Raw genomic sequence first — 23,846 nt, forward strand, 5'->3', positions numbered from 1 at the left:
CGTCCCGGCGGCGGTGGCCGTCCCGGTCAGCGCGGCGCAGCGGCAGGTGCATTCGGTCGTCCCGGCGGAGCAGTTCGCCGTGGACGTAAGTCGAAGCGGGCGAAGCGCGCCGAGTACGAAAGCATGCAGGCTCCCGCAGTCGGCGGCGTCAGGCTGCCACGCGGCAACGGCGAGACCATCCGTCTCGCTCGCGGCGCGTCTCTGTCGGACTTCGCGGACAAGATCGACGCGAACCCCGCAGCACTCGTGCAGGCGTTGTTCAACCTCGGTGAGATGGTCACGGCAACTCAGTCGGTCAACGACGAGACGCTGGAGCTGCTCGGCGGCGAAATGAACTACGTCGTGCAGGTCGTCAGCCCGGAGGACGAGGATCGCGAGCTGCTCGACAGCTTCGACCTCACCTACGGCGAGGACGCCGGCGGAGAAGAGGACCTCGAGTCCCGTCCGCCTGTGGTCACCGTCATGGGCCACGTCGACCACGGTAAGACCCGTCTGCTCGACGTGATCCGTAAGGCGAATGTCCGTGAGGGCGAAGCCGGCGGCATCACGCAGCACATCGGTGCCTACCAGGTGCTGACCGAGCTCGAGGGCAACGAGCGTCTCGTGACGTTCATCGACACCCCCGGTCACGAGGCCTTCACGGCCATGCGTGCTCGTGGTGCCAAGGCCACCGACCTCGCGATCCTTGTTGTCGCAGCCGACGACGGCGTCATGCCGCAGACGGTGGAAGCGATCAACCACGCCCAGGCGGCCGACGTGCCGATCGTGGTCGCGGTGAACAAGATCGACAAGGAAGGCGCGAACCCGGACAAGATCCGGCAGCAGCTCACCGAGTACGGACTGGTGGCCGAGGAATACGGCGGAGACACCATGTTCGTCGACATCTCGGCGAAGCAGGGTCTCAACATCGACGCACTGCTCGAAGCAGTGCTGTTGACGGCCGACGCTTCCCTGGATCTGCGCGCCAACCCGGACATGGACGCTCAGGGTGTTGCCATCGAGGCGCACCTCGACCGTGGCCGCGGCCCCGTCGCTACCGTGCTCATTCAGCGCGGAACGCTGCGGGTCGGCGACTCGATCGTTGCTGGCGATGCTTACGGCCGCGTCCGCCGCATGGTGGACGAGCACGGTCAGGACGTCCACGAGGCACTGCCTTCACGTCCGGTCCAGGTCATCGGCTTCACGTCGGTCCCCGGTGCAGGCGACAACCTGCTCGTGGTCGACGAGGACCGTATCGCTCGTCAGATCGCGGACCGTCGCAACGCACGTAAGCGCAACGCGCTTGCAGCGAAGAGTCGTAAGCGCATCAGCCTCGACGATCTCGATGCAGCTCTGAAGGAACATTCACAGCTGAACTTGATCCTCAAGGGTGACAACTCGGGAACCGTGGAGGCCCTCGAAGAGGCTCTCCTCGGAATTCCGATCGACGACGAGGTGCAGTTGCGCGTCATCGACCGCGGTGTCGGTGGCATCACGGAGACCAACGTCAACCTGGCTGCTGCGTCCAACGCGATCATCATCGGCTTCAACGTCCGCGCCGAAGGCAAGGCAACGGAGCTGGCGAACCGCGAGGGCGTCGACATTCGCTACTACTCGGTGATCTACCAGGCCATCGACGAGGTCGAAAAGGCACTCAAGGGTCTGCTCAAGCCGGTGTACGAAGAGGTCGAGCTGGGCAAGGCAGAGATCCGCGCCATGTTCCGTTCGTCCAAGATCGGCAACATTGCCGGTTGCTTGGTCACGTCGGGCAGCATCCGTCGCAACGCCAAGGCACGTCTCATCCGCGACAGCAAGGTCATCGCCGAGACGGTCACCATCTCCTCGCTCAAGCGGGAGAAGGAAGACGCTACCGAGGTTCGCGAAGGCTACGAATGTGGTTTGACCGTCACCTATTCCGATATCAAGATCGGTGACGTTCTCGAGTGCTACGAGCTTCGCGAGAAGCCGCGCGACTGATTATGTCGACACGGGCGTTGGGGCGGACGCACGTGAGTACTAGCTGACATGGACTCTCTCGGACTTGAACATACAAGTCCGAGAGAGTCCATTCGGCTCTGTCTAGGGGGAAAATGTTTGTAGGGGCACTGGAGTTCGACATCCTTTTCGGCGATGTCCACTCACTCAAGGAAAAGCGTTCGATGCTGTCGCCGATCCTGACGGAACTCCGTCGATTCGGCGTGAGTGCAGCGGAGGCGGGGGAGCAGGGACGCCTGCGTCGTGCGCTCGTGGGAGTCGGTGTGGTCAGTTCGTCCGTCGATCACCTGCACGACGTTCTCGATCATTGTGAGCGGGCGGTCGCCGAGCGTCCGGAGATTCAGTTGCTGGCTGTGCGAAGGCGAATTTTCGGCCCGGAAGACTGAGCGTCACCGATCTGTGTCGCTTAGCCACTCTTCCAGACGCCGTAACGAATCGAGTTCGTCGGCAAGGGATTCGGCTCCGGTGAGGAAGCGCGTGATTCGCGGGGCGCCCTTGGCGAGGACTTCCCCGTAGGCGGCGCACTACTTCATGCAACTACGAACCGCACGGTAGACGCGCCCGGATCGATCAAGGTTGATGTGAGCGATTCGCTGGTCAGATTGAGGCCCGCGTTGCCCGCCCCGACCTCAATGGATATCTGGCGGCTCGATTCACCCCGCAGCGAACCGGATCCGTCAGAGATGTGCGTCAAGTCGATTGCTCTCGTTCCACCGGTGCGAGTGTCGCGGTTCGAATAATTGACGTAGGCGGTGATCGAACACGGGCTGTCGAAAAAGGAAGTCCAGGAGACTGAAACGACTGCAATGCCTGGACGGTCGTGCGGGGTTTGGACGTAGCCCGTGAGTTGTCCGCTACAAGGAAGGGTGTTGTTCCTTCCCAACGAATATGTCAATGGAAGCGGTGTGAACTCGCTGTGGTCGGCCGACGCGATTGCCGGCGAGCAAAGTAGTGCAGTCGCAACGAGTCCTCCGGAAATTATCGATGCGGTGATTCTTGATCGCGTCATCGACCGGACGTTACCAACAAAAGGGCGATCGGTCTGTGCTGTGGGTTCGGCAGGCGCGGGTGGATGGTGATTTGGTTGCCGGGTAGCCGATGGACGAGACTGTTGTCGGTAATAATTCTTGTTAACCAGAACTTTGATCGATCGAGTCACCTCGATTCGAGTGGCCAGGTAGAGGAGACTGACAGTCATGGTAGATCCAGCCCGGGCACGCAAGTTGGCAAAGCGTATCGGAACCATCGTCGCGACCGCGATCGATCACGAGATCAAGGATCCGCGACTCGCATTCGTGACCATCACGGACACCAAGGTCACCAACGATCTGCACGACGCGACGGTGTACTACACAGTCATGGGCGAGAAGGTCGATTCCGCACCCGATGTGGAAGCCGCCGCCGCAGGTCTCGAGAAGGCAAAGGGTGTTCTGCGCTCGAAGGTCGGTGCCGGAACCGGAGTTCGCTTCACACCGACTCTGACGTTTGTCGCCGATACCGTTCCCGACACCGCGCGTCATATGGAAGAACTGCTGGCCCGTGCCAAGGCCGCCGACGACGAGGTCGCCAAGGCGCGTGAGAATGCACAGCCGGCCGGAGATGCAGATCCGTACAAGGAGCCGCGAGTGGCTTCGGACGAAGACGAGGCGTTGCCAGATGTTCGTGAAGCCGACTGACGCGCACCGAGAATGACGATCACCGCACTTTCGGACGTCGACCCCTGCGAGGCGAAGTTCGCTCAGGTGGCCGAGGTTCTCGAATCGGCACACACGGTGACAATTCTCTGCCATGTGCAGCCGGATGCGGACACGATCGGCAGCGGACTTGCGCTCGGTCTCGTTCTCGAGCGTCGGGGCATTTCGGTGCAGGTCGCGTTCAGTCGGCCGTCGGCGCTGCCCGAGTCGATGCGCGATTTCCCCGGTCTCCACTTGCTCGTGGCGCCCACTGATGTTCGGGAAAGTGTCGATGTACTGGTGACGGTGGATGTCGGCAGCGAGGGCCGTCTCGGTGAGTTGTCGAGTCGACTCGCCGGCGCGAATCGCACGATCGTCCTTGATCACCATCGCTCCAATTCCGAATTCGGAAGTATCAACGTCGTCGACGAAGCCGCGGCTTCGACGACGGCGCTCATCGCACGATTCTTCGATGCGTGGGGAGTCGCGATCGATCGCGATATCGCGCACTGTCTCTATGCCGGACTGGTCACCGACACCGGCTCCTTCCGGTGGGGAGGTCCGCTTCCGCACGTGCTCGCGGCGCGTTTGCTGGCGACCGGCATCGACGGCGACGCGATTGCGCGAAGGCTGCTCGACACCCATCCATTCGGGTGGTTGCCGATGCTGGCTTCGGTACTCGGGTCCGCGGTGCTGGTCCCGGAAGCCGCGGACGGCCGTGGGCTGGTGTACGCGGTCATCCGACGCAGTGACATCGGCGATCTTCGCTCCGAGGAGATCGAGAGCGTCGTCGATATCGTGCGAACCACTTCGGAAGCCGAAGTTGCCGCAGTACTCAAAGAGTCGGTTTCCGGAAGCTGGTCGATCTCGTTGCGTGCAAAGTCGGCGATCGACGTGTCGGCGGTCGCTGAAAGTCTTGGTGGCGGCGGGCACCGGCTGTCGGCCGGATACACGTCGACCAGTTCCAGCGACGAGATTGTTGCCGCGCTCGTCGCGGCACTCGGCTGAATCCGCGGCATTGAGCGAATCTGACGCCACCTCGGCGGGATCTTCGGCAGCTGATTTCGACGTCACTGGGCGTCGAATCTTTTCCCTGGCGTTTCCGGCACTCGGGGTACTGGCGGCCGAACCCCTCTATCTGTTGTTCGACATCGCCGTGGTCGGCCGACTCGGGGCGCTTCCGCTGGCCGGATTGGCAGTCGGTGGTCTGATCCTGTCGTTGGTGAGTACGCAGCTGACCTTCTTGTCGTACGGCACCACGGCGCGGGCCGCACGGCTTCACGGGGCGGGCCGCGAGCGCGACGCGGTGGGTGACTTCGGCGGTGGCCGGGACTCCCGACATCGCCGCGGCTGCGGAAAGTTGGCTCCGGATAGCGGTGTTGGGTGTTCCACTCATCCTGGTGGCCCTGGCCGGCAACGGCTGGATGCGCGGGGTTCAGAACACGGTGCGACCGCTGCGGTTCGTCCTTGTCGGCCTGGGTATTTCGGCGGTGTTGTGTCCGATTCTGGTGCATGGCTTGCTCGGTGCTCCGCGTCTGGAACTCGAAGGATCAGCTGTTGCGAATCTGGTGGGCCAGAGTATTTCGGGTGTGCTGTTCGCCTGGGCGCTCTTTCGTGAACCGGTTTCGGCTCGACCACATTTTGCGATCATGCGGGCGCAGATGCTGATGGGCCGTGACCTGATTCTGCGCAGCCTCGCATTCCAAGCGTGTTTCGTTTCCGCGGCTGCAGTGGCGTCGAGGTTCGGTGCGGCTGTAGTCGGTGCACACCAAGTCGTCCTCCAACTGTGGAACCTGGTTTCGCTCCTTCTCGATTCCTTGGCGATCGCAGCTCAGACGCTGATCGGAGCGGCGCTCGGCGGTGGATTCGCAGCCGCGGCGAAAAGGATGACCTGGCGGATCACCGCATGGTCGACGGTATTTGCCGTGGTGCTCGCGATCTTCTTCGCCGCCGGCCACTCCGTGATCCCCGGACTCTTCACGTCCGACGCCGAGGTGCTCGGTCAGATGTCGATCGCATGGTGGTTCTTCGTCGCGATCATGCCGGTGGCGGGAATCGTCTTCGCACTCGACGGTGTTCTACTCGGCGCCGGGGACGTGGTGTTTCTGCGCAACGCGACCATGCTGTGCGCCGTTCTCGGGTTTCTGCCCGCGATCTGGCTCTCTCTCGCCTACGACTGGGGGCTGGCCGGAATTTGGGCAGGGCTTACCGTGTTCGTAGTACTTCGGATGGTCGCGGTGTCGTGGCGAGCGTTTTCCGGCAAGTGGGCCGTGACAGGTCCGGCGACGGCGAAGCGCGGAAGTTCAACTGAGGAAGCAGAGGGATCGTGGCAGCAAAGCTGATGGCGGTGAGCGACATTCATGTCGGTCACAACGGCAACAAGCCGATGACGGAGGAACTGTTTCCGGATTCGCCTGACGACTGGCTCATTCTCGCCGGAGATGTTTCCGAGAAAACTGACGACATTCGGTGGGCGTTGAAGCTCCTTCGCAGCCGATTCGCAAAGGTCATCTGGATTCCGGGCAACCACGAACTGTGGACGACCGCCAAGGATCCGGTTCAGATTCACGGAGCGCCGCGCTACGAGTACCTGGTCAACATGTGCCGCGAACTCGACGTCATCACACCCGAGGACCCGTTCCCGGTGTGGGAGGGAGACGAGGGACCGGTCACGGTCGTCCCGATGTTTCTTCTCTACGACTACTCCTTCCTGCCGGAAGGTGCGCGAGACAAGGAACACGGGCTCGAGATCGCGCGTGACAAGAACGTCGTCGCCACCGACGAGTTCCTACTCTCACCGCAGCCGTATGCGACGCGCGACGCATGGTGCCGGGCGAGGATCGAGTACACCCAGGCGCGGTTGGATGCGCTTCCCGAAGGAACAAGAACCGTTCTCGTGAACCATTTCCCGATGGTCCGGCAGCCGACGGACGTACTCATGTATCCGGAGTTCGCACTGTGGTGCGGAACCACCGCGACCGCCGACTGGCACGTGAAGTACAACGCGGTGTGCTCGGTGTACGGGCACCTGCACATCCCTCGAACCACGTACTACGACGGCGTCCGCTTCGAGGAAGTCTCACTCGGATACCCGCGGGAGTGGCGTCGGCGTGGACTGCCGGAGAAGTTGTTGCGTCAGATTCTTCCCGTTCCGGAGTACCCGCCGGGAACGCTCAACAAGTGGGGTGGCCACTTCAAGGTCACGCCGGAGCAGGAAGCCGAAGTCGAGCGCATGCGCGCCGGACGCTGAGAGGTATCGCTACGTGATCGAACAGATTCTTCCCGGTGGAGTTGCGACGGCCGAGGCCTTCGTGGATCCGCCCGGTCTGGTTCCGCACCCCAGTGAGGAGGCGTTGATCGGCCGCGCGGTCGAGAAGCGTCGTCGTGAGTTCGTGACCACCCGGCACCTTGCGCGTCAGGCGATGGGCAAGCTCGGTGTTCCGTCTGCCGCTGTCATGCGCGGTGAGCGTGGTGCGCCGCTCTGGCCGCAGGGAGTGGTCGGGAGCCTCGCCCATTGCGACGGCTACCGCGGCGCTGTCCTGGCGTACTCCATGCAGGTCCGCTCACTCGGTATCGATGCCGAACCGCACGGCCCGCTGCCGGACGGGGTATTGCCCGCGGTCAGCATCGAGGCGGAACGAACGTGGTTGGACACTCAGGAAACCGGCGGTCCGGTGCACTGGGATCGAGTGCTCTTCTGCGCGAAGGAAGCCACGTACAAGGCGTGGTTTCCGCTCACCGGGCGCTGGTTGGGTTTCGAGGACGCCCACATCACGTTCGAGGCGGAGTCGGAAACGTCCGGCACTTTCAACTCGCGTCTGCTGGTCCCCGGTGAGGCGACGTCCGGTCCGCCGCTCACCTCTTTCGACGGCAGGTGGTTGGTGTCGGACGGACTCATCCTGACGGCAATTTCGGTGCAGTGAGCGCGACTGGCAGAATCGGCACACGTGTCAGCTCGTGAAAAGCCTTCCTCCGGTCTTGTCGGCGCCGGAATTCTGATTGTCGACAAAGAGGCGGGTATCACCAGCCACGACGTGGTCGCTCGGTGCCGCAAGTTGTTGAACACCCGGAAGGTGGGACACGCCGGGACGCTGGATCCCATGGCGACCGGCGTCCTTGTTCTCGGTGTGGAGCGTGCGACCAAGTTGCTCGGACTCCTGGCGCTGACCACCAAGGCGTATTCGGCGACCATTCGCCTCGGTGCAGCGACGGACACGGACGACGCCGAGGGTGAGGTCCTGACTTCCACAGACGCATCGCAAGTGACGGACGCGGAGATCGCGGCGATCGTGGCCACGCTGACCGGAGACATCAAGCAGATCCCGGCGAGCGTGAGTGCTATCAAGGTCGACGGTCAGCGCGCACACGCGCTGGTGCGAGCCGGAGAAACCGTCGAACTCGCGCCTCGCCCGGTAACGGTGTCGACTTTCGAGGTTCTGGCGCGGCGAAATGTCCCGGGAGGATTCGTCGATCTGGACGTCGACGTGGAGTGCTCGTCCGGTACGTACATCCGCTCGCTCGCCCGCGACCTCGGTCGTGAATTGGGCGTCGGCGGTCATTTGACGGCATTGCGCCGCACCCGCGTCGGGCCGTTCACTCTCGAACATGCGCGCACGCTCGAAGATCTGGCGCAGCAGCCGGGTGTGAGCCTCGACATCGATCAGGCCGCGCAGACAGCCTTTCCGCATCGGCAGATCACGGCGGAGGAAGCCGAGGCGATCAGCCAAGGGCGCTGGCTCGAGCCGATCGGGATGAAAGGGATCTGTGCGGCGATCGATCCCACCGGTCACACGATTGCGCTTCTGCAGGAGAAGGGTCGACGCGCCAGTTCGGTGATGGTCGTGCGACCGGCGACGCTTCGCGGGTGATCGTCCGCGAGCGTGTCGACGGCGACCTCGACGGTTGCGTCGATGCGCTGGCACAGGTCCACGAGTGCGACGGATATCCGAACACGTGGCCGCAGAACCCGCACCGCTGGCTCAGTTCGCCCACGGTGGTGAAGGCGTGGGTCGGTGAGAGCGACGGTCGTGTTGTCGGTCATGTGGCCGTCGACAGCGAGGTCGCAGGTGCGCCCACAACCGCGGGATCGATAGCCGTGTCGCGATTGTTCGTTCATCCTGGCTCACGTGGAAACGGCCTCAGCGATGCGCTACTCGACGCCGTGACGGATTTCGCAGCCGAGAGTCGGTTGGAACTGGCGCTCGACGTCGTCGACGACGCTCTGCCGGCGATCGCACTGTACGAGCGTCGAGGGTGGGTGTACGTCGACGAGAGGCTCGCCGACTGGACCCGGACCGACGGCGTCCGGCCCGTGGAACGCCGATACCGACTGCCGCTTTGACTACCTCGGCTAGACGAGCCAAATTGCTTGAGCGACTGGACTTCCCAAGTCGATGGTGTTGGGGCTGTCGCCGAGTCGAACGGACACTGTCCCGGCGAAATCGCGGCGCTCCTCGACGGTGATCTCGACATCGAGACTGACGCCGACGGAATCGAAGTACCGGAGCATTTCGGGATCGGAATCGGAGATCCGGGCAACGCGGCCCCGCTCACCGTTGGCGAAGTCGCTGAGCTGGCGGGCCGGGGGAGTCGGCACCGAACCGTCGGTGGCGGGAATGGGATCACCGTGCGGGTCACGTTCGGGGAAGCCCAGTTTGGCGTCCATCCGCGAGATCATCAGATCGGAAACGGCGTGTTCGAGGACTTCGGCCTCGTCGTGGACTTCGTCCCAGCCGTATCCGAGTTCCTGAACCAGATAGGTCTCGATCAACCGGTGGCGCCGGACCATGGAGACGGCGGCGGCGCGGCCGCTGTCGGTCAGGGCGATGGATCCGTAGCGGGCGTGATCGACCAGGCCCTGGTCCGAGAGTTTGCGGATCGCCTCGGACACCGTCGAGGCCGAGACGCTCATTTTCTCGGACAGGAGCTTGGTGGAAACCCGCTCGTGGGACCACTCCTGGATAGTCCAGATGACCTTGAGGTAGTCCTGGGCCACCGACGAGAGTGCGAGCGTGTCGATTGCCGCGTCGTGCGCCGAAGTGCTGTCGCCGTCCGACGTCGATGATGCTTCCGAGGTTCCGGTCTTGTGAGCTGCCACAACGCTTAGCTTAGGCTACGAAATCCGGAACTTCCGTACGTGAGCGGCAGCACAGCGGTGATTCGCTGGGCGGGTCCGAACGTGACCCGCCGCCGGTGGACCCGTAGGCTGCCAATCGTGCTGAGATGGCGTGGTCTCGACGAAGTTCCGGCCGATTGGGGTCGTTGTGTGCTCACTATCGGTGTGTTCGACGGTGTGCATCGTGGGCATGCCCAATTGATAGCGAGAGCGGTTACCGCTGCCCGCAAACGTGGTGTTCCGAGCGTGTTGATGACGTTCGACCCGCATCCCATGGAGGTTGTGCGGCCGGGTAGTCATCCAGCCCAGTTGACGACGCTGCAACGGCGTGCGGAATTGGCTCAGGATCTGGGCATCGACGTGTTCTGCGTGATGCCGTTCACCGCTGATTTCATGAAGCTGACGCCGGAGCGCTACGTCCACGAGATTCTCGTCGAACGTCTACATGTCGCCGAGGTCGTGGTGGGGGACAACTTCACCTTCGGCAAGAAGGCGCTCGGCAATGTCGATCTTCTTCGTGAAATGGGCGCTCGCTTCGGCTTTGCCGTCGACGGCGTCCAGCTGCTCGCCGAGCATGCGGTGACGTTCTCGTCGACCTACATCCGCTCGTGCGTCGACGCAGGCGACATGGAAGCGGCTACCGAAGCTCTGGGCCGTCCACATCGTGTCGAAGGTGTGGTCGTCCACGGTGACAAGCGTGGACGCGAGTTGGGGTTCCCGACGGCCAACGTTGCACCGCCGATGTTTTCGGCGATTCCGGCCGACGGCGTGTACGCGGCGTGGTTCACGGTGCTCGGTGCCGGCGAGGAACTCGGAACCGTCGTTCCCGGTCGCCGATACCAAGCCGCGGTGTCTGTGGGTACCAATCCGACCTTCTCCGGCCGGACCCGAACCGTCGAGGCATACGTTCTCGACACCGAAGCTGACCTGTACGGACAACACGTCGCGGTCGACCTGGTTTCGCGGATTCGCGGTATGGAGAAGTTCGACTCGATCGAGTCGCTCATCACGGCAATGAACCGAGATGTCGAACGCGCACGCCGGATTCTGAGTGAGGATGCAGAGCGCAGCGTCGGTTGAGTTCCTCCTGTGTCAGTGGCGGCCGCCACATTCGCTCCAGGTGGGCGAGAGCGCCTCATTGCTGCTGGTAGGATCTTCTCTCGGTGCGTGCTGCGGTTTGCGGTGGCCGCGCCCGATCTAGTTCCTTTCACGCAAACGTCATCACAGGAGTGAATCAAGTGGCATTGACCACGGAAGAAAAGAAGGCCGTTCTCGGCGAGTACGGCTTGCACGAGACCGACACGGGATCGCCTGAAGCTCAGGTGGCAATGCTCACCAAGCGCATCACCGATCTCACCGAGCACCTCAAGACCCACAAGCATGACCACCACTCGCGTCGTGGACTGCTCTTGATGGTCGGTCGCCGTCGTCGTCTGCTGAAGTACGTGGCAAAGACCGACGTCGCTCGCTACCGCACGCTCATCGAGCGTCTCGGCCTGCGTCGCTAGATTTTTCTCACGACGCTGATCGAAAGCAACACGGCATGCTTCGGTTTGCCGAACACTCCGTCAGCCGGCGAAGCCACGCATATACTGGGCTTCGCTGGCTTTCGGCGTTAGCTGCCGCAAGGCAGTTTCCGCTGTCGGCGCTATGCACAGTTGTCCAGGCGCAGTTGTCTAGGCGCAGTTGTGCAGTACGCAGCCAGCACACCGTATGCACCAGAGAACGTGGTGTCGGTTGTCGGTAGTGGTTCTCCGGACCGGGCAAGTGCCCGAAAGCTCCGGCGGACTTCGATCGACGGCCGCCCGAACGTCGTGACGTCCCGAAGCAGAAATCGCTCGCATCGCAAGGAGCGTCTGCAATTCAAGAGGGGGACGTCCCTCGGTGCGCAGTTTCCACCAGGAGGGTGGAAACGCCCGCGCGGGTACGGCGAAGACGAGAGGGAAGTGAAGAGAAAAGAATGACAGAGAATTCCGTAGTAGAGGTCGACGAAGGCGTGTTCGAATCCACCGCCGTGATCGACAACGGGTCCTTCGGTACCCGCACCATCCGTTTCGAGACCGGACGCCTTGCTCAGCAGGCCGCCGGCGCCGTCGTTGCTTACCTGGACGACGAGACCATGCTGCTGTCCGCCACGAGCGCCAGCAAGCACCCCAAGGAGCACTTCGACTTCTTCCCCCTGACGGTGGACGTCGAAGAGCGCATGTACGCAGCGGGCCGCATCCCCGGTTCGTTCTTCCGTCGTGAGGGACGCCCCTCCACCGACGCGATCCTGACTTGCCGCCTCATCGACCGGCCGCTGCGCCCGTCCTTCGTCGACGGTCTCCGTAACGAGATCCAGGTCGTCGTCACGGTCATGAGCCTCAACCCCCAGGATCTGTACGACGTCGTGGCCATCAACGCCGCTTCCGCGTCGACGCAGATCGCCGGCCTGCCGTTCTCCGGACCCGTCGGTGGCGTGCGCGTTGCACTCATCGTCTCGGACGAGAACAAGACCGGCCAGTGGGTTGCATTCCCGACGGTCGATCAGCTCGAGAACGCCGTCTTCGACATGGTCGTCGCCGGCCGCGTCGTTTCCGGTAGCGGTGACAACGCCGACGTCGCGATCATGATGGTCGAGGCCGAGGCCACCGACAACGTCATCGCGAAGATCGCCGACGGCGCTCAGGCGCCGACCGAGGCCATTGTCGCCGAGGGCCTCGAGGCCGCCAAGCCGTTCATCGCACGCCTGTGCGCTGCACAGGCAGCACTTGCATCCAAGGCTGCAAAGCCCACGGGTGACTACCCGGTCTTCCCGGCGTACCAGGACGACGTTTTTGCTGCCGTCGAGGCTGCTGCGTCCGAAAAGCTCAATGCCGCACTGACAATCGCCGGCAAGCAGGAACGCGACGACAAGACCGACGAGGTCAAGGTCGAGGTTCTCGAGCAGGTTGCACCCAACTTCGAAGGCCGCGAGAAGGAACTGGGAGCAGCGTTCCGCTCGCTCACCAAGAAGCTGGTTCGCCAGCGCATCCTGCGCGATCAGTTCCGTATCGACGGCCGCGGCGTCACGGACATCCGTTCGCTGTCCGCCGAGGTTGCGATCATCCCGCGCGCACACGGCTCCGCACTGTTCGAGCGTGGCGAGACCCAGATCCTGGGTGTGACCACTCTCGACATGGTGAAGATGGCTCAGCAGGTCGACTCGCTCGGTCCCGAGACCACCAAGCGCTACATGCATCATTACAACTTTCCGCCTTACTCCACCGGTGAGACGGGCCGCGTCGGTTCGCCGAAGCGTCGCGAAATCGGTCACGGTGCACTCGCCGAGCGCGCTCTCATGCCGGTTCTGCCCAGCGTCGAAGAGTTCCCTTACGCGATTCGCCAGGTCTCCGAGGCTCTGAGCTCCAACGGTTCCACCTCGATGGGCTCGGTGTGCGCGTCCACGCTCGCACTGCTCAACGCCGGTGTGCCGCTTCGCGCTCCGGTTGCCGGTATCGCCATGGGTCTGGTCTCCGACCAGGTCGACGGCGAAACCCGCTACGTCGCGCTGACCGACATCCTCGGCGCCGAAGACGCCTTCGGCGACATGGACTTCAAGGTCGCAGGTACCAAGGACTTCGTCACGGCCCTGCAGCTGGACACGAAGCTCGACGGCATCCCGTCGCAGGTCCTTGCCGGTGCACTCTCGCAGGCCAAGGACGCACGGACCACGATCCTCGAGGTCATGGCGGAAGCCATCGACACCCCGGACGAGATGAGCCCGTTCGCTCCCCGCGTGACGGCCATCAAGGTCCCCGTCGACAAGATCGGTGAGGTCATCGGCCCCAAGGGCAAGATGATCAACTCCATCACCGAGCAGACCGGTGCCAACATCTCCATCGAAGACGACGGCACCGTGTTCGTCGGCGCCACCGATGGACCGTCTGCACAGGCCGCGATCGACATGATCAACGCCATTGCCAACCCGCAGCTCCCCAAGGTCGGCGAGCGGTTCCTGGGCACGGTCGTCAAGACCACCGCCTTCGGTGCCTTCGTTTCGCTCCTGCCGGGACGCGACGGACTGGTGCACATCTCGAAGCTGGGCAGCGGTAAGCGCATTGCCAAGGTCGAAGACGTGGTCAACGTCGGATCCAAGATCCGCGTCGAGATCGCCGACATCGATGCTCGCGGCAAGATCTCGCTGATCCCGGTCGAAGAGGGCAACGACGAGGCTGCCGCTCCGGCCGCCGACGAGGCTGCTTCCGAGTAGATCTCACTTCGTACTCTGATGCGGCCCCGCGCGGATTTCCGTGCGGGGCCGCATCTGTACTGTCTGTAGACACAGAGCCTGTAGATACCTGATTGACCACTTGCACCGAGGACTGCTGAACCTTTTCATGGCAAAGACCACTCCCAACACCACGCGCAGCCGCAGCGCTGTGCTGAAATCGCCGATCGATGCGACTCCCGAATCCGGAGTACAGCGCACGGTCCTTCCCGGCGGCCTGCGCGTCGTCACCGAGTTCATTCCCGGTGTGCGTTCCGCCTCCGTCGGTGTGTGGGTCGGAGTCGGCTCGCGCGACGAGCAGCCGAGTGTGGCCGGTGCCGCGCATTTTCTCGAGCACCTGCTGTTCAAGTCGACGCCGTCACGGACGGCGTTGGACATCGCGCAGGTCATGGATGGTGTGGGCGGCGAACTCAATGCATTCACGTCGAAGGAACACACCTGTTTCTACGCGCACGTGATCGACGACGACCTTCCGATGGCGGTTGACCTTGTCGCCGACGTCGTGCTGCGAGGGCGTTGCAGAACCGCGGACGTCGACGTCGAGCGGCAAGTAGTGCTCGAAGAGATCGCGATGCGTGACGACGATCCGGAAGACTTGCTCGGCGACGCGTTCCTGACCGCGTTGTTCGGCGATCATCCTGTCGGCCGTCCGATCATCGGTAGCGTCGAATCGATCGAGTCGATGTCGCGCAATCAGTTGCATTCCTTCCATGTTCGGCGTTACACACCGCAGCGGATGGTGCTGGCCGTAGCGGGAAACGTCGACCACAAGCAGGTAGTGACGCTCGCTCGCCGTGCATTTGCCGGACATCTCGAGCGCGGGGTCAAGCCGGCGCCGCGGCGCGAAGGCACTCTGCGGTTGCGCACGATGCCTGAACTGAGCTTGACCCACCGCGACAGCGAGCAGGTCCACCTTGCGCTCGGGGTACGCGCGTTCGGCCGGCATGAGGGCCATCGCTGGGCGCTGTCTGTGCTCAACGCCGCAGTGGGCGGTGGGCTGAGTTCTCGTCTGTTCCAAGAGATTCGGGAGAAGCGCGGGCTTGCGTACTCCGTCTATTCGGGCGTCGACACCTTCGCGGACACCGGAGCGTTCTCCGTGTATGCAGGTTGCCAGCCGGAGAACCTCGGGGAGGTTGCCACGGTGATCCGCGAGGTACTCGCGAACGTGGCGACGGACGGAATCACCGATGCCGAGATCGCCCGCGCCAAGGGATCGCTGCGCGGCGGATTGGTTCTGGCACTGGAAGATTCAGGCTCACGCATGAACCGTATCGGTCGCAGCGAACTGAACTACGGCAACCATCGCAGTGTTGCGCAGACGCTCGCGACCATCGACGCAGTCACCTCCGAAGAGGTGCTCGAGGTGGCGCAGGTGCTGTTGACGAGGCCGTTTGCAGCCGCCGTCGTGGGTCCGTACAAGCGGGTTCGTGACCTCCCCGCGTCGGTACGCGGGATCGTGGGCAAGTAGTTCGAACTATCGAAATCGGGGTGTGCAGTTGAAGATCCGTGGTGCAGTGCTCGAAGAGATCGGCCGGAAGCGTCCCTTCGCAGAGTCGACTCCGATTTCGATTTCGGAACTCGACCTCGAATCCCCGGGCCCGGGTGAGATCCTGGTCAAGATCGAAGCTGCCGGGCTTTGTCACTCCGACCTCTCCGTGGTCGACGGGAATCGGGTACGACCCGTCCCGATGTTGTTGGGCCATGAGGCGGCAGGTCGAATCATCGAACTCGGCGACGGAGTTGATTCGTTGTCGGTGGGCACCCGCGTCGTGATGACTTTTCTTCCGCGGTGCGGTGAATGTGCGGGATGCGCCACTGACGGCCGGATGCCTTGCACGGTGGGTAGCGCTGCCAACAACGACGGCAGTTTGCTCGGTGGCGCGCAACGACTGCGGCGCTCCGGCGAGAACGTCAAACATCATCTCGGTGTTTCGGGTTTCGCGACGCATGCTGTGGTCAACGCCAAGTCGGTTGTTCCCGTCGACGACGACATCCCGGCCGAAATTGCAGCCGTACTCGGTTGCGCGGTGTTGACCGGTGGGGGAGCGCTCCTCAACGCGGCGAAGCCTCGCCCGGCAGACACCGTGATGGTGGTCGGCTTGGGTGGCGTCGGGATGGCCGCAATCCTGACGGCGAGGGCACTCGGGGTCGAGAACGTCATCGGCGTCGACGCACTGGAGTCCAAGCTGGCTCAGGCGCTGGAACTGGGCGCGACCGAGGTCTTCACACCGTCCGGCCTGTCCGAGAGTGGCGCTCGCGCAGACATCGTCGTCGAGGCCGCGGGAAATGCTCGGGCCTTCGAGACAGCGGTGGCTGCGACGGCAGCGGGTGGCACGACCGTCACGGTCGGGTTGCCGGCGCCTGACGCGCGCTCGTCGATCTCACCTCTCGGACTGGTCGCCGAAGCGCGGACCATCATCGGCAGCTACCTGGGATCGGCGGTCCCGTCCCGCGACATCCCGATCTACGCGCAGTTGTGGCGCGACGGGAAGCTGCCGGTCGAGAAGCTCATTTCCTCGCGAATCGAATTGGCCGACATCAATTCGGGCATGGACGAACTCGCCGACGGAAAAGCAATCCGACAGGTCATTATCTTCGACGCGGAGTAGGTGCACGTCGGTGTTATGCAGCGGAAATGAGGCGTTTGCGCCCCCGATGCCCTCCCGAGTCGCCGCGGAAAATCGTTACCCGTTGTAACGCTCCTCTCGTACTGGACGACTACTCGAATGACGTTGCGTGACGCCCCGGGGGTCGGTCGTACGTTTTCCAAAAGCTGATTGGGGAGAAGATATGCCGGTTCGTGGGTTCTTTTCGCGACATCGAATACTGGCGGGTGCAGTAGCGCCCGCAGCGCTCGGCGTGGCCGCACTGGTCGCGGTTGCGGTCGCTGTGGACTCTCCGGAGTCACGCACGATCGAGACACAATTGACGTCGTCGGTCACCGAGTGTCACGACATGGTCAGCATTGCGGTTGCCGGTCGACACGACACACCGGACGCTTCGACGGTGAAGATGTTGCTGGGAGCCGACGGGAAGCCGCTGCCGGCCGCGCTGTCCGGTGACTACAAGAGTGAACGCGTCGACCAGGTGATCAACCCGGCAGGCTCCGTCAACGCGAACAAGCCCGGCTCGTACGCGGCTGTGTACATCGCGTACCCGGCCAACATGGCGTCCTACGAGGATGCCGTCGCTGCCGGCGCTGCAAATACGCAGTCCGTGATGAGTGCCATCGCCAAGGAATGCCCGAAGACTCAGTTCTCGATCGTCGGGTACAGCGAAGGCGCCGATGTGGTGCGTCGCGTCGCGATGGACATCGGTACGCAGGAGAACAACGAGTTCGGGGTCGACCCGGACAAGGTTGTCGGTGTGGTCATGCTGGCGGATGCAGGCCGTGAAGCGGGCGACGGCACGTTCCTCGGTGCCACGAATCCGTTCACGAACCCGGATAACTTCAATACGAAGTACCAGAACGGAACCTCCGCGACACCTGGCGAAGGTGTACTCCCCGGCACTGCCGGAGGTTTCGGCAAGCTGAACGGCAAGGTCGCGTCCTTCTGCTCGGACGGTGACTTCACCTGCTCGGCTCCCAGCAACATCTCTCTGTTGATCTTGGCGGCAAATGTCGGTCGGCAGTTGAACATCGACCAACTCGAAGCGCAGGGTCTGAACCCGGCCACCGGTCAGGACGTCGCGGTGGTGTTCGGCCAGATCGTCTTCGAGGCGTTCGCAGACATTTCGTCCAATCCCAACTGGATGCAGAGTGACGAGACATTCCTTCAGGTGATGCTCAAGGTCTCGGATCCGGAGTACAAGCCCGGAAAAACACCCGCGCCGGCGCCGGTAGCCGAGGGCGAGACGGTGTCCACCGACAAGGTGTCTCCGCTGGCATATCTGCCGCAGAAGCTTTTCAAGGAGATTGTCGGTCTGATTGCTACCAACCAGAACACGATTCCCGTGATCTTGAGCGACCCCTACCAGCAGACACTCGCTCCAGACGTCGGACACCACTTCGATTACTGGCGAGATGCGGATGCGGCCAACGGCAAGCCGTTGACTTCAGCTGAGTACGCAGCGGCCTGGCTCACCTACCTCGCCCAGCAGGCGAAGGAAGGAAAGCCCGTCGACACAACTGCGAAGCCGACCCCGGAACAGATCAGTGCTGCTGTCGATGCCTACATGGCTGACGGCAATGCTGAGGGCGACGCCGCGGTGGCTGAAGGCACCGGAACCGGTCAGGCACCGGCCGGGACCACTGGCTCCACGGGATCTGCTGGAGCGCCCGCAACCACGTCACAGGTGCCTGCGGCAGGATCGGCGTCGGTCACATCGGGAGCGGTTGCCACTCCGACGGGTTCGGCGGCAGTGACGCCGACGTCGACAGTTCCGACCACACCGGTAGCGGGAACGGATGCAACGACGGCGCCCCCGACTACGACAGTGGCGTCGACGACCACGACGACGAAGGTGCCGGTTCCGAACCCGTAATCCTTCTCGCCGGCGTTCGTCACACGAATAACGCTGTCACAGGCTGCGATCCGCAATTAGTTGCGGATCGCAGCCTGTTTTCGTGTACGGGTTACGCACAGAGACCGTTGGTGCTTATCGTGGAAGGGAGGTTTCCGGATCACGAATCGTGGGTTTCACCGTGCACGAGCTGTCCATTGCGCAGAGTGTGGTCGAAGCCGTGTGTGAGCGTGCCGGCGAGCGACGAGTATCGAGCGTGCGGCTTGAAGTAGGGCAACTCTGCGCGGTGGTTCCACACTCTCTGCTGTTCTGCTTCGACGTCGTCACCGCGGGTACTCACGCCGAAGGTGCCAGCTTGCACATCGATGAGATTGCAACCAGCGCGCGATGCAAAAGCTGCGGCGTGATGTTCTCGCCGCCCGACATGTTCTTGCTGTGTGAATGCGGCAGTGCTGATGTCGAGGTGCTTGCCGGCCGAGAGTTACGGATCCTGTCGATGGAAGTGAGCTGAGCATGTGCGCGACGTGTGGGTGCGGGGACACCACAGGACCTCGGGTGTCGGTAGTCGCAGACGGAGAACACGAGCAGGAACACGACGATCATAGGCACGGTCACGAGCATGACCATGAGCACGGCCACCCCGACCACACCGTGATTCTCGAGCAACAGGTGCTCGCCAAGAACGACGGCATTGCGGTTCACAATCGTCAGTGGATGCGGAGCCGCCGAATCACGGCGCTCAACATCATGAGTTCCCCCGGCGCGGGGAAGACAACGTTGCTGGCGCGAACTATCCGGGAGCTCGGATGTCAGCGACCGATAGCCGTGATCGAAGGTGACCAGGAAACCCGGCTCGACGCCGAGCGGATCCGAGAGACCGGCGCGTCGGTGGTGCAGGTGAATACCGGGGCCGGATGTCACCTCGATGCCGCGATGATCGACCGCGCACTGCGCGCCTTGGATCCCGCTGAAGAATCGCTGCTTCTGATCGAAAACGTCGGAAACCTGGTGTGCCCCGCGCTCTTCGACCTCGGCGAGGAAGGCAAGGTTGTCCTAATTTCGACGCCGGAGGGGGCAGACAAGCCGAAAAAGTACCCACACATCTTCGCTGTCGCGGACCTCGTGGTGATCAACAAGATCGACTTGCTCCCGTACGTCGAGTTCGACGTCGATGCCTGCGTCGAGCAGGCGAGAATACTCAATCCTGCTGTGCGCGTTGTTGTTTTGTCTGCCACGACAGGTGAGGGCATGGACGAGTGGTACGAGTGGATCGGTAGTCGTTCGGCGATTTCTCCGGTGGCCGTTGACAACTGATCTGCTCGGGTAGTTAATGAAATGAGTGGGTGCCACGCAAGTGGGCCGAGGTTCGACTCCGGTGGCGTCAGCGTTTCGGTGCCGCGGCAATTCGAGGCCACAGAGTCTTGAGGCCATAGCGTGTCAGGCCAGTCGCGGCGCTGAGAGTCAAGGCGCAAGTGCACCCGTGAAAGCGGCTGACATGGACACACAAAAATCGACTGCTGGCACCACGGCGGAACCTGCCTCCGAAAGCGCAGCTACCCCCGCAAGCGCAGCGGCCAAAGCGGAAGAAACTCTGATCCACGTGCTGTGGATCAATGCCGGTCTCAGTTGCGACGGAGATTCGGTGGCGCTCACTGCAGCCACGCAACCCAGTATCGAGGAGATCGCGCTCGGCGCCTTGCCCGGCCTGCCGCAGGTAGCGGTTCATTGGCCGCTCATCGACTTCGAATGCGGACCGCAGGGTGGCGCTGACGATTTCCTGGAGTGGTTTTGGAAAGCCGACCGCGGAGAACTGGAACCCTTTGTTCTTGTCGTCGAAGGATCGATACCGAACGAGAAACTTCACGACGAGGGGTATTGGTGCGGCTTCGGGAACAATCGCGAAACCGGCCAACCGGTCACCACGAGCGAATGGCTCGACAAGCTGGCACCGAAAGCCACTGCGGTAGTTGCGGTCGGTACGTGCGCGACCTACGGCGGCATACATGCGATGGCCGGCAATCCGACCGGTGCGATGGGCGTGCCGGACTATCTCGGGTGGACCTGGAAATCGAAGGCGGGCATCCCGATCGTCTGCGTTCCCGGGTGTCCCATTCAGCCGGACAACCTCTCCGAGACCCTGACCTACCTTCTGTACATGGCCACTGATCAGGCGCCGATGATTCCCTTGGACGAATCCCTGCGCCCGCAGTGGCTTTTCGGTGCCACCGTACACGAGGGCTGTGACCGTGGTGGGTACTACGAGCAGGGTGAGTTCGCGACGGAGTACGGGTCACCGAAGTGCATCGTCAAACTCGGATGTTGGGGACCGGTCGTGAAATGCAATGTCCCCAAACGTGGTTGGATCAACGGAGTCGGCGGGTGTCCTAATGTCGGCGGGATCTGCATCGGGTGCACGATGCCGGGATTCCCCGACAAGTTCATGCCGTTCATGGATGAACCACCTGGCGGCAAACTCTCCACCAATGCGGTGGGAATGTACGGGTCCGTGATCCACAGTCTCCGCCGGATCACCGGAAACACGTTGGACAAGGAACCGCACTGGCGCGAGCGCGGGTCGAAATTACTCACCGGTGCAACGCGTACGTGGTGACCGACCGGATACATTCAAATCAGTTCGTGAGCAACGTCTCTGGGAGGCACTGCAATGACGGCCATCGTTCCCGAACCCACCTCGACTGCAGACCGCGACGGTCTTGTCGAGATGGCGTGGGACCCCATCACCCGAATCGTCGGCAGTCTGGGTATCTACACCAAGATCGACTTCGCCAATCGCGAAGTGGTGGAGTGTCACAGCACGTCGTCGATCTTTCGTGGGTATTCCCTGTTCATGAAGGGGAAGGACCCGCGCGACGCGCATTTCATCACCAGTCGTATCTGCGGCATCTGCGGTGACAATCACGCCACATGCTCGTGCTACGCACAGAACATGGCGTACGGCGTCAAGCCGCCGCATCTGGGCGAGTGGATCGTCAATCTCGGCGAGGCCGCCGAGTACATGTTCGACCACAACATCTTTCAAGAGAATCTTGTCGCCGTCGACTACTGCGAGAAGATGGTCTCCGAGACGAATCCCGGTGTGCTGGCGCAGGCAGAGAACACGCGCTGCCCGCACGAGGAGCAGCACGGGTATCGCACGATCGCGGACATCATGCGGACTCTCAACCCGTTCACGGGTGAGTTCTATCGCGAAGCGTTGCAAGTCTCGCGTTCGACTCGCGAAATGTTCTGCTTGATGGAGGGAAGGCACGTTCACCCGTCGACGCTCTATCCCGGCGGCGTCGGCACCGTCGCGACGATCGAACTGATGACGGACTACATGTCGCGGCTGATGCGGTACGTCGAATTCATGAAGAAGGTCGTGCCGATGCACGACGACCTGTTCGACTTCTTCTACCAGGCGATGCCTGGTTACGAAAAGGTTGGCCTGCGGCGGACCCTGCTGGGTTGTTGGGGATCGTTCCAAGACCCCGAGTACTGCAATTTCTCCTACAAGGACATGACCGACTGGGGCCGGAAGATGTTTGTCACTCCCGGTGTGGTTGTCGACGGAAAGTTGGTCACCACGGATCTGGTGGACATCAACCTCGGTATCCGAATCATGCTGGGCTCCTCGTATTACGAGGACTGGAGTGATCAGGAGATGTTCGTCAAAACCGATCCGCTGGGTAACCCGGTCGATCGCAGGCACCCGTGGAATCAGCACACCAACCCCCACCCGCAGAAGCGGAACCTCGAGGACAAGTACAGCTGGGTCATGTCACCGCGATGGTTCGACGGAAAAGACAACCTTGCTCTGGACACGGGCGGGGGAGCATTGGCTCGTCTGTGGAGCACCGCTCTGGCCGGCCTGGTCGACATCGGATACCTGGAGTCGACCGGACACAGTGTGAAGATCAATCTTCCGAAAACAGCACTGAAGGGTCCTGTCTCGCTCGAGTGGAAGATTCCCGAACATGGCAGCAATACCCTCGAAAGAAACCGCGCGCGAACGTATTTCCAGGCATACGCAGCCGCGGCTGCCCTTCATTTCGCCGAGAAGGCGCTTGTCGAGATCCGGGCCGGCCGGACCAAGACGTGGGAGTCGTTCGAGGTCCCGGACGAGGGTATCGGTTGCGGATTCACCGAAGCCGTCCGCGGAGTTCTCTCACACCACATGGTGATTCGTGACGGAAAAATCGCGAACTATCACCCGTACCCACCGACACCGTGGAATGCGAGCCCGCGCGACAGCTACGGAACCCCCGGTCCGTACGAGGATGCCGTGCAGGGTCAGCCGATCTTCGAGGAGAACGATCGAGACCACTTCAAGGGCATCGACATCATGCGGACCGTGCGTAGTTTCGATCCCTGCCTGCCGTGTGGTGTTCACATGTATCTCGGCGGTGGCAAGACCCTGGAGAAGTTGCACTCTCCGACGCAGTCCGTGACCGGGGAGTGATCGATGGAGCAATCGGCCGACTACTGGCGCGGAGCAGGTGAGCGCATCGAGACGTTGTTGCAGGCCAACACCGGCGCAGGCCCGGTGGCGAGAGATCGCGCCGAGCAACTGGTGCGTGAAGTCGTGCAGTTGTACGGCGCAGCACTCGAACGCACCGTCGCTCTGGCAGATCCGGCCACGATGGATGCGATGGTTCGCGACGATCTGGTGTCCAGCCTGCTACTGGTGCACGGACTTCACCCGCACGACGTGGAGACCCGCGTCCGCACTGCGCTCGACAGCGTGCGTCCGTACCTCGGTTCGCACGGAGGCGACGTCGAACTGATCGAGGTGGCGGACGGCGTGGTGCGACTACGGCTTCTCGGAAGCTGTAACAGTTGCCCTTCGTCCTCGGTGACCCTCGAAACCGCGGTCCAGGACGCGGTGCAGGCGGCGGCACCCGAGACCACCGGAATCGACGTCGAAACACCGGATTCGCACGAGCTGAAGTCGGGTGTGATTTCGGTCGAGTCCCTGTTCTCGCACGTTCACGCCGACGGGGGAGGTACGCACTGGGTGGAGGTCCCCGAATTCGCCGAAGTCGAGGTGGGAGAGGTCGCGGGCTTCCGCGTGTCGGGCACCGATCTGTTGGTCTGCCGCTCCGGTGACGATCTGTACGCGTATCGCGACCATTGCCCGGTGTGTGAGCACTCGATGGCGGGGGCTGTGCTCGAACGCATGATGGGCCGTCCTGCCCGAGACGCCGCTGTCCTCACCTGTCCGACGTGCTCTGCCCACTTCAGTGTGTACGGGGCGGGAGCGCGGGTGGGCACCGGCTCCGAGCACCTGGCGCCTGTGCCGGTGCTGATTCGCGACGGAGTGCTCTCGGTCGCGCTTGCTGACGATTCTGTGATACCGGTGACCTAGCCGTGA

21 protein-coding genes and 1 pseudogene are annotated in these 23,846 nt (G+C 62.7%); 21 read left to right on the plus strand and 1 reads right to left on the minus strand.

What is annotated here, in order from left to right:
* From infB to YH3_RS27735, 10 genes and pseudogenes are all read left to right on the plus strand, one after another.
* Positions 1-1,956 (plus strand): translation initiation factor IF-2 (gene infB / locus YH3_RS27690; protein WP_064444489.1); only part of this gene is annotated, 1,956 nt, incomplete at its 5' end.
* Positions 1,957-2,069: 113 nt separating this feature from the next.
* On the plus strand, positions 2,070-2,360 hold the full coding sequence (locus tag YH3_RS27695; protein ID WP_003942205.1) for a DUF503 domain-containing protein: 291 nt from the start codon (positions 2,070-2,072) through the stop codon (positions 2,358-2,360).
* Positions 2,361-2,843: 483 nt separating this feature from the next.
* The gene (locus YH3_RS36280; protein WP_134930252.1) at positions 2,844-3,053 is read left to right on the plus strand and encodes a hypothetical protein; all 210 of its coding nucleotides are present in this window, start codon (positions 2,844-2,846) and stop codon (positions 3,051-3,053) included.
* A 117-nt stretch (positions 3,054-3,170) separates the two neighbouring features.
* Complete coding sequence (gene rbfA / locus YH3_RS27705) at positions 3,171-3,650, plus strand: 30S ribosome-binding factor RbfA (RefSeq protein WP_064444490.1); 480 nt, start codon at positions 3,171-3,173, stop codon at positions 3,648-3,650.
* Between the two features lie 12 nt (positions 3,651-3,662).
* Positions 3,663-4,655, plus strand: coding sequence for a bifunctional oligoribonuclease/PAP phosphatase NrnA (locus YH3_RS27710; protein ID WP_064444491.1), 993 nt, complete (start codon positions 3,663-3,665; stop codon positions 4,653-4,655).
* A gap of 10 nt (positions 4,656-4,665) precedes the next feature.
* Positions 4,666-5,989 (plus strand): annotated as a pseudogene (locus YH3_RS27715) (MATE family efflux transporter).
* Positions 5,974-6,897: a metallophosphoesterase gene (locus YH3_RS27720; protein WP_058226293.1), complete on the plus strand. Its 924-nt coding sequence runs from the start codon at positions 5,974-5,976 to the stop codon at positions 6,895-6,897. Before YH3_RS27715 ends, YH3_RS27720 begins: the two are co-directional and overlap by 16 nt.
* A 13-nt stretch (positions 6,898-6,910) precedes the next feature.
* Positions 6,911-7,570: a 4'-phosphopantetheinyl transferase gene (locus YH3_RS27725; RefSeq protein WP_003942126.1), complete on the plus strand. Its 660-nt coding sequence runs from the start codon at positions 6,911-6,913 to the stop codon at positions 7,568-7,570.
* A 24-nt stretch (positions 7,571-7,594) separates the two neighbouring features.
* On the plus strand, positions 7,595-8,515 hold the full coding sequence (truB, locus tag YH3_RS27730; protein ID WP_064444492.1) for a tRNA pseudouridine(55) synthase TruB: 921 nt from the start codon (positions 7,595-7,597) through the stop codon (positions 8,513-8,515).
* A complete protein-coding gene (locus YH3_RS27735) occupies positions 8,512-8,988 on the plus strand; it encodes a GNAT family N-acetyltransferase (RefSeq protein WP_064444493.1) in 477 nt (158 codons plus the stop codon). The genes truB and YH3_RS27735 overlap by 4 nt, the downstream gene beginning before the upstream one ends.
* A 9-nt stretch (positions 8,989-8,997) precedes the next feature.
* Here YH3_RS27735 and YH3_RS27740 read toward each other — a convergent pair whose 3' ends face one another.
* Complete coding sequence (locus tag YH3_RS27740) at positions 8,998-9,744, minus strand: metal-dependent transcriptional regulator (RefSeq protein WP_030535607.1); 747 nt, start codon at positions 9,742-9,744, stop codon at positions 8,998-9,000.
* A 117-nt stretch (positions 9,745-9,861) separates the two neighbouring features.
* On the opposite strand from YH3_RS27740, the gene YH3_RS27745 reads away from it, so the two are divergent.
* The 11 genes from YH3_RS27745 to YH3_RS27795 all read left to right on the plus strand — a co-directional run bounded on the left by YH3_RS27745 (position 9,862) and on the right by YH3_RS27795 (position 23,840).
* A complete protein-coding gene (locus YH3_RS27745) occupies positions 9,862-10,842 on the plus strand; it encodes a bifunctional riboflavin kinase/FAD synthetase (protein ID WP_003942148.1) in 981 nt (326 codons plus the stop codon).
* A 158-nt stretch (positions 10,843-11,000) separates the two neighbouring features.
* A complete protein-coding gene (gene rpsO / locus YH3_RS27750; protein ID WP_007735061.1) occupies positions 11,001-11,270 on the plus strand; it encodes a 30S ribosomal protein S15 in 270 nt (89 codons plus the stop codon).
* 452 nt (positions 11,271-11,722) lie between these two features.
* Complete coding sequence (locus YH3_RS27755) at positions 11,723-13,993, plus strand: polyribonucleotide nucleotidyltransferase (RefSeq protein WP_003942275.1); 2,271 nt, start codon at positions 11,723-11,725, stop codon at positions 13,991-13,993.
* Positions 13,994-14,120: 127 nt separating this feature from the next.
* Positions 14,121-15,479, plus strand: a complete 1,359-nt coding sequence (locus YH3_RS27760) for a pitrilysin family protein (protein WP_003942169.1) — start codon at positions 14,121-14,123, stop codon at positions 15,477-15,479.
* Between the two features lie 28 nt (positions 15,480-15,507).
* The gene (locus YH3_RS27765) at positions 15,508-16,620 is read left to right on the plus strand and encodes an alcohol dehydrogenase catalytic domain-containing protein (protein WP_193777214.1); all 1,113 of its coding nucleotides are present in this window, start codon (positions 15,508-15,510) and stop codon (positions 16,618-16,620) included.
* A 181-nt stretch (positions 16,621-16,801) separates the two neighbouring features.
* On the plus strand, positions 16,802-18,496 hold the full coding sequence (locus YH3_RS27770) for a cutinase family protein (RefSeq protein WP_064444495.1): 1,695 nt from the start codon (positions 16,802-16,804) through the stop codon (positions 18,494-18,496).
* A gap of 160 nt (positions 18,497-18,656) precedes the next feature.
* Positions 18,657-18,986 (plus strand): hydrogenase maturation nickel metallochaperone HypA, encoded by a 330-nt coding sequence (gene hypA / locus YH3_RS27775; RefSeq protein WP_073512368.1) that lies wholly within the window; start codon positions 18,657-18,659, stop codon positions 18,984-18,986.
* Positions 18,987-18,988: 2 nt separating this feature from the next.
* Positions 18,989-19,789, plus strand: coding sequence for a hydrogenase nickel incorporation protein HypB (hypB, locus tag YH3_RS27780; protein WP_064444496.1), 801 nt, complete (start codon positions 18,989-18,991; stop codon positions 19,787-19,789).
* Positions 19,790-19,970: 181 nt separating this feature from the next.
* Positions 19,971-21,086: a hydrogenase expression protein HypE gene (locus YH3_RS27785; protein WP_042922651.1), complete on the plus strand. Its 1,116-nt coding sequence runs from the start codon at positions 19,971-19,973 to the stop codon at positions 21,084-21,086.
* Positions 21,087-21,140: 54 nt separating this feature from the next.
* On the plus strand, positions 21,141-22,934 hold the full coding sequence (locus YH3_RS27790) for a nickel-dependent hydrogenase large subunit (RefSeq protein WP_007735075.1): 1,794 nt from the start codon (positions 21,141-21,143) through the stop codon (positions 22,932-22,934).
* 3 nt (positions 22,935-22,937) lie between these two features.
* Positions 22,938-23,840 (plus strand): NifU family protein, encoded by a 903-nt coding sequence (locus YH3_RS27795; RefSeq protein ID WP_064444497.1) that lies wholly within the window; start codon positions 22,938-22,940, stop codon positions 23,838-23,840.
* The last annotated feature ends 6 nt before the right edge of the window (positions 23,841-23,846 follow it).

Origin of the sequence: Rhodococcus sp. YH3-3 (assembly GCF_001653035.1) — a bacterium.
Taxonomy (GTDB): domain Bacteria; phylum Actinomycetota; class Actinomycetes; order Mycobacteriales; family Mycobacteriaceae; genus Rhodococcus_F; species Rhodococcus_F qingshengii.

Coding starts and splice junctions, on each gene's coding strand:
- YH3_RS27695 (WP_003942205.1), top strand. CDS start 2,070: ATGTTTGTAGGGGCACTGGAGTTCGACATCCTTTTCGGCGATGTCCAC.
- rbfA (WP_064444490.1), top strand. CDS start 3,171: ATGGTAGATCCAGCCCGGGCACGCAAGTTGGCAAAGCGTATCGGAACC.
- YH3_RS27710 (WP_064444491.1), top strand. CDS start 3,663: ATGACGATCACCGCACTTTCGGACGTCGACCCCTGCGAGGCGAAGTTC.
- YH3_RS27755 (WP_003942275.1), top strand. CDS start 11,723: ATGACAGAGAATTCCGTAGTAGAGGTCGACGAAGGCGTGTTCGAATCC.
- YH3_RS27760 (WP_003942169.1), top strand. CDS start 14,121: ATGGCAAAGACCACTCCCAACACCACGCGCAGCCGCAGCGCTGTGCTG.
- YH3_RS27770 (WP_064444495.1), top strand. CDS start 16,802: ATGCCGGTTCGTGGGTTCTTTTCGCGACATCGAATACTGGCGGGTGCA.
- hypB (WP_064444496.1), top strand. CDS start 18,989: ATGTGCGCGACGTGTGGGTGCGGGGACACCACAGGACCTCGGGTGTCG.
- YH3_RS27785 (WP_042922651.1), top strand. CDS start 19,971: ATGGACACACAAAAATCGACTGCTGGCACCACGGCGGAACCTGCCTCC.
- YH3_RS27790 (WP_007735075.1), top strand. CDS start 21,141: ATGACGGCCATCGTTCCCGAACCCACCTCGACTGCAGACCGCGACGGT.
- YH3_RS27795 (WP_064444497.1), top strand. CDS start 22,938: ATGGAGCAATCGGCCGACTACTGGCGCGGAGCAGGTGAGCGCATCGAG.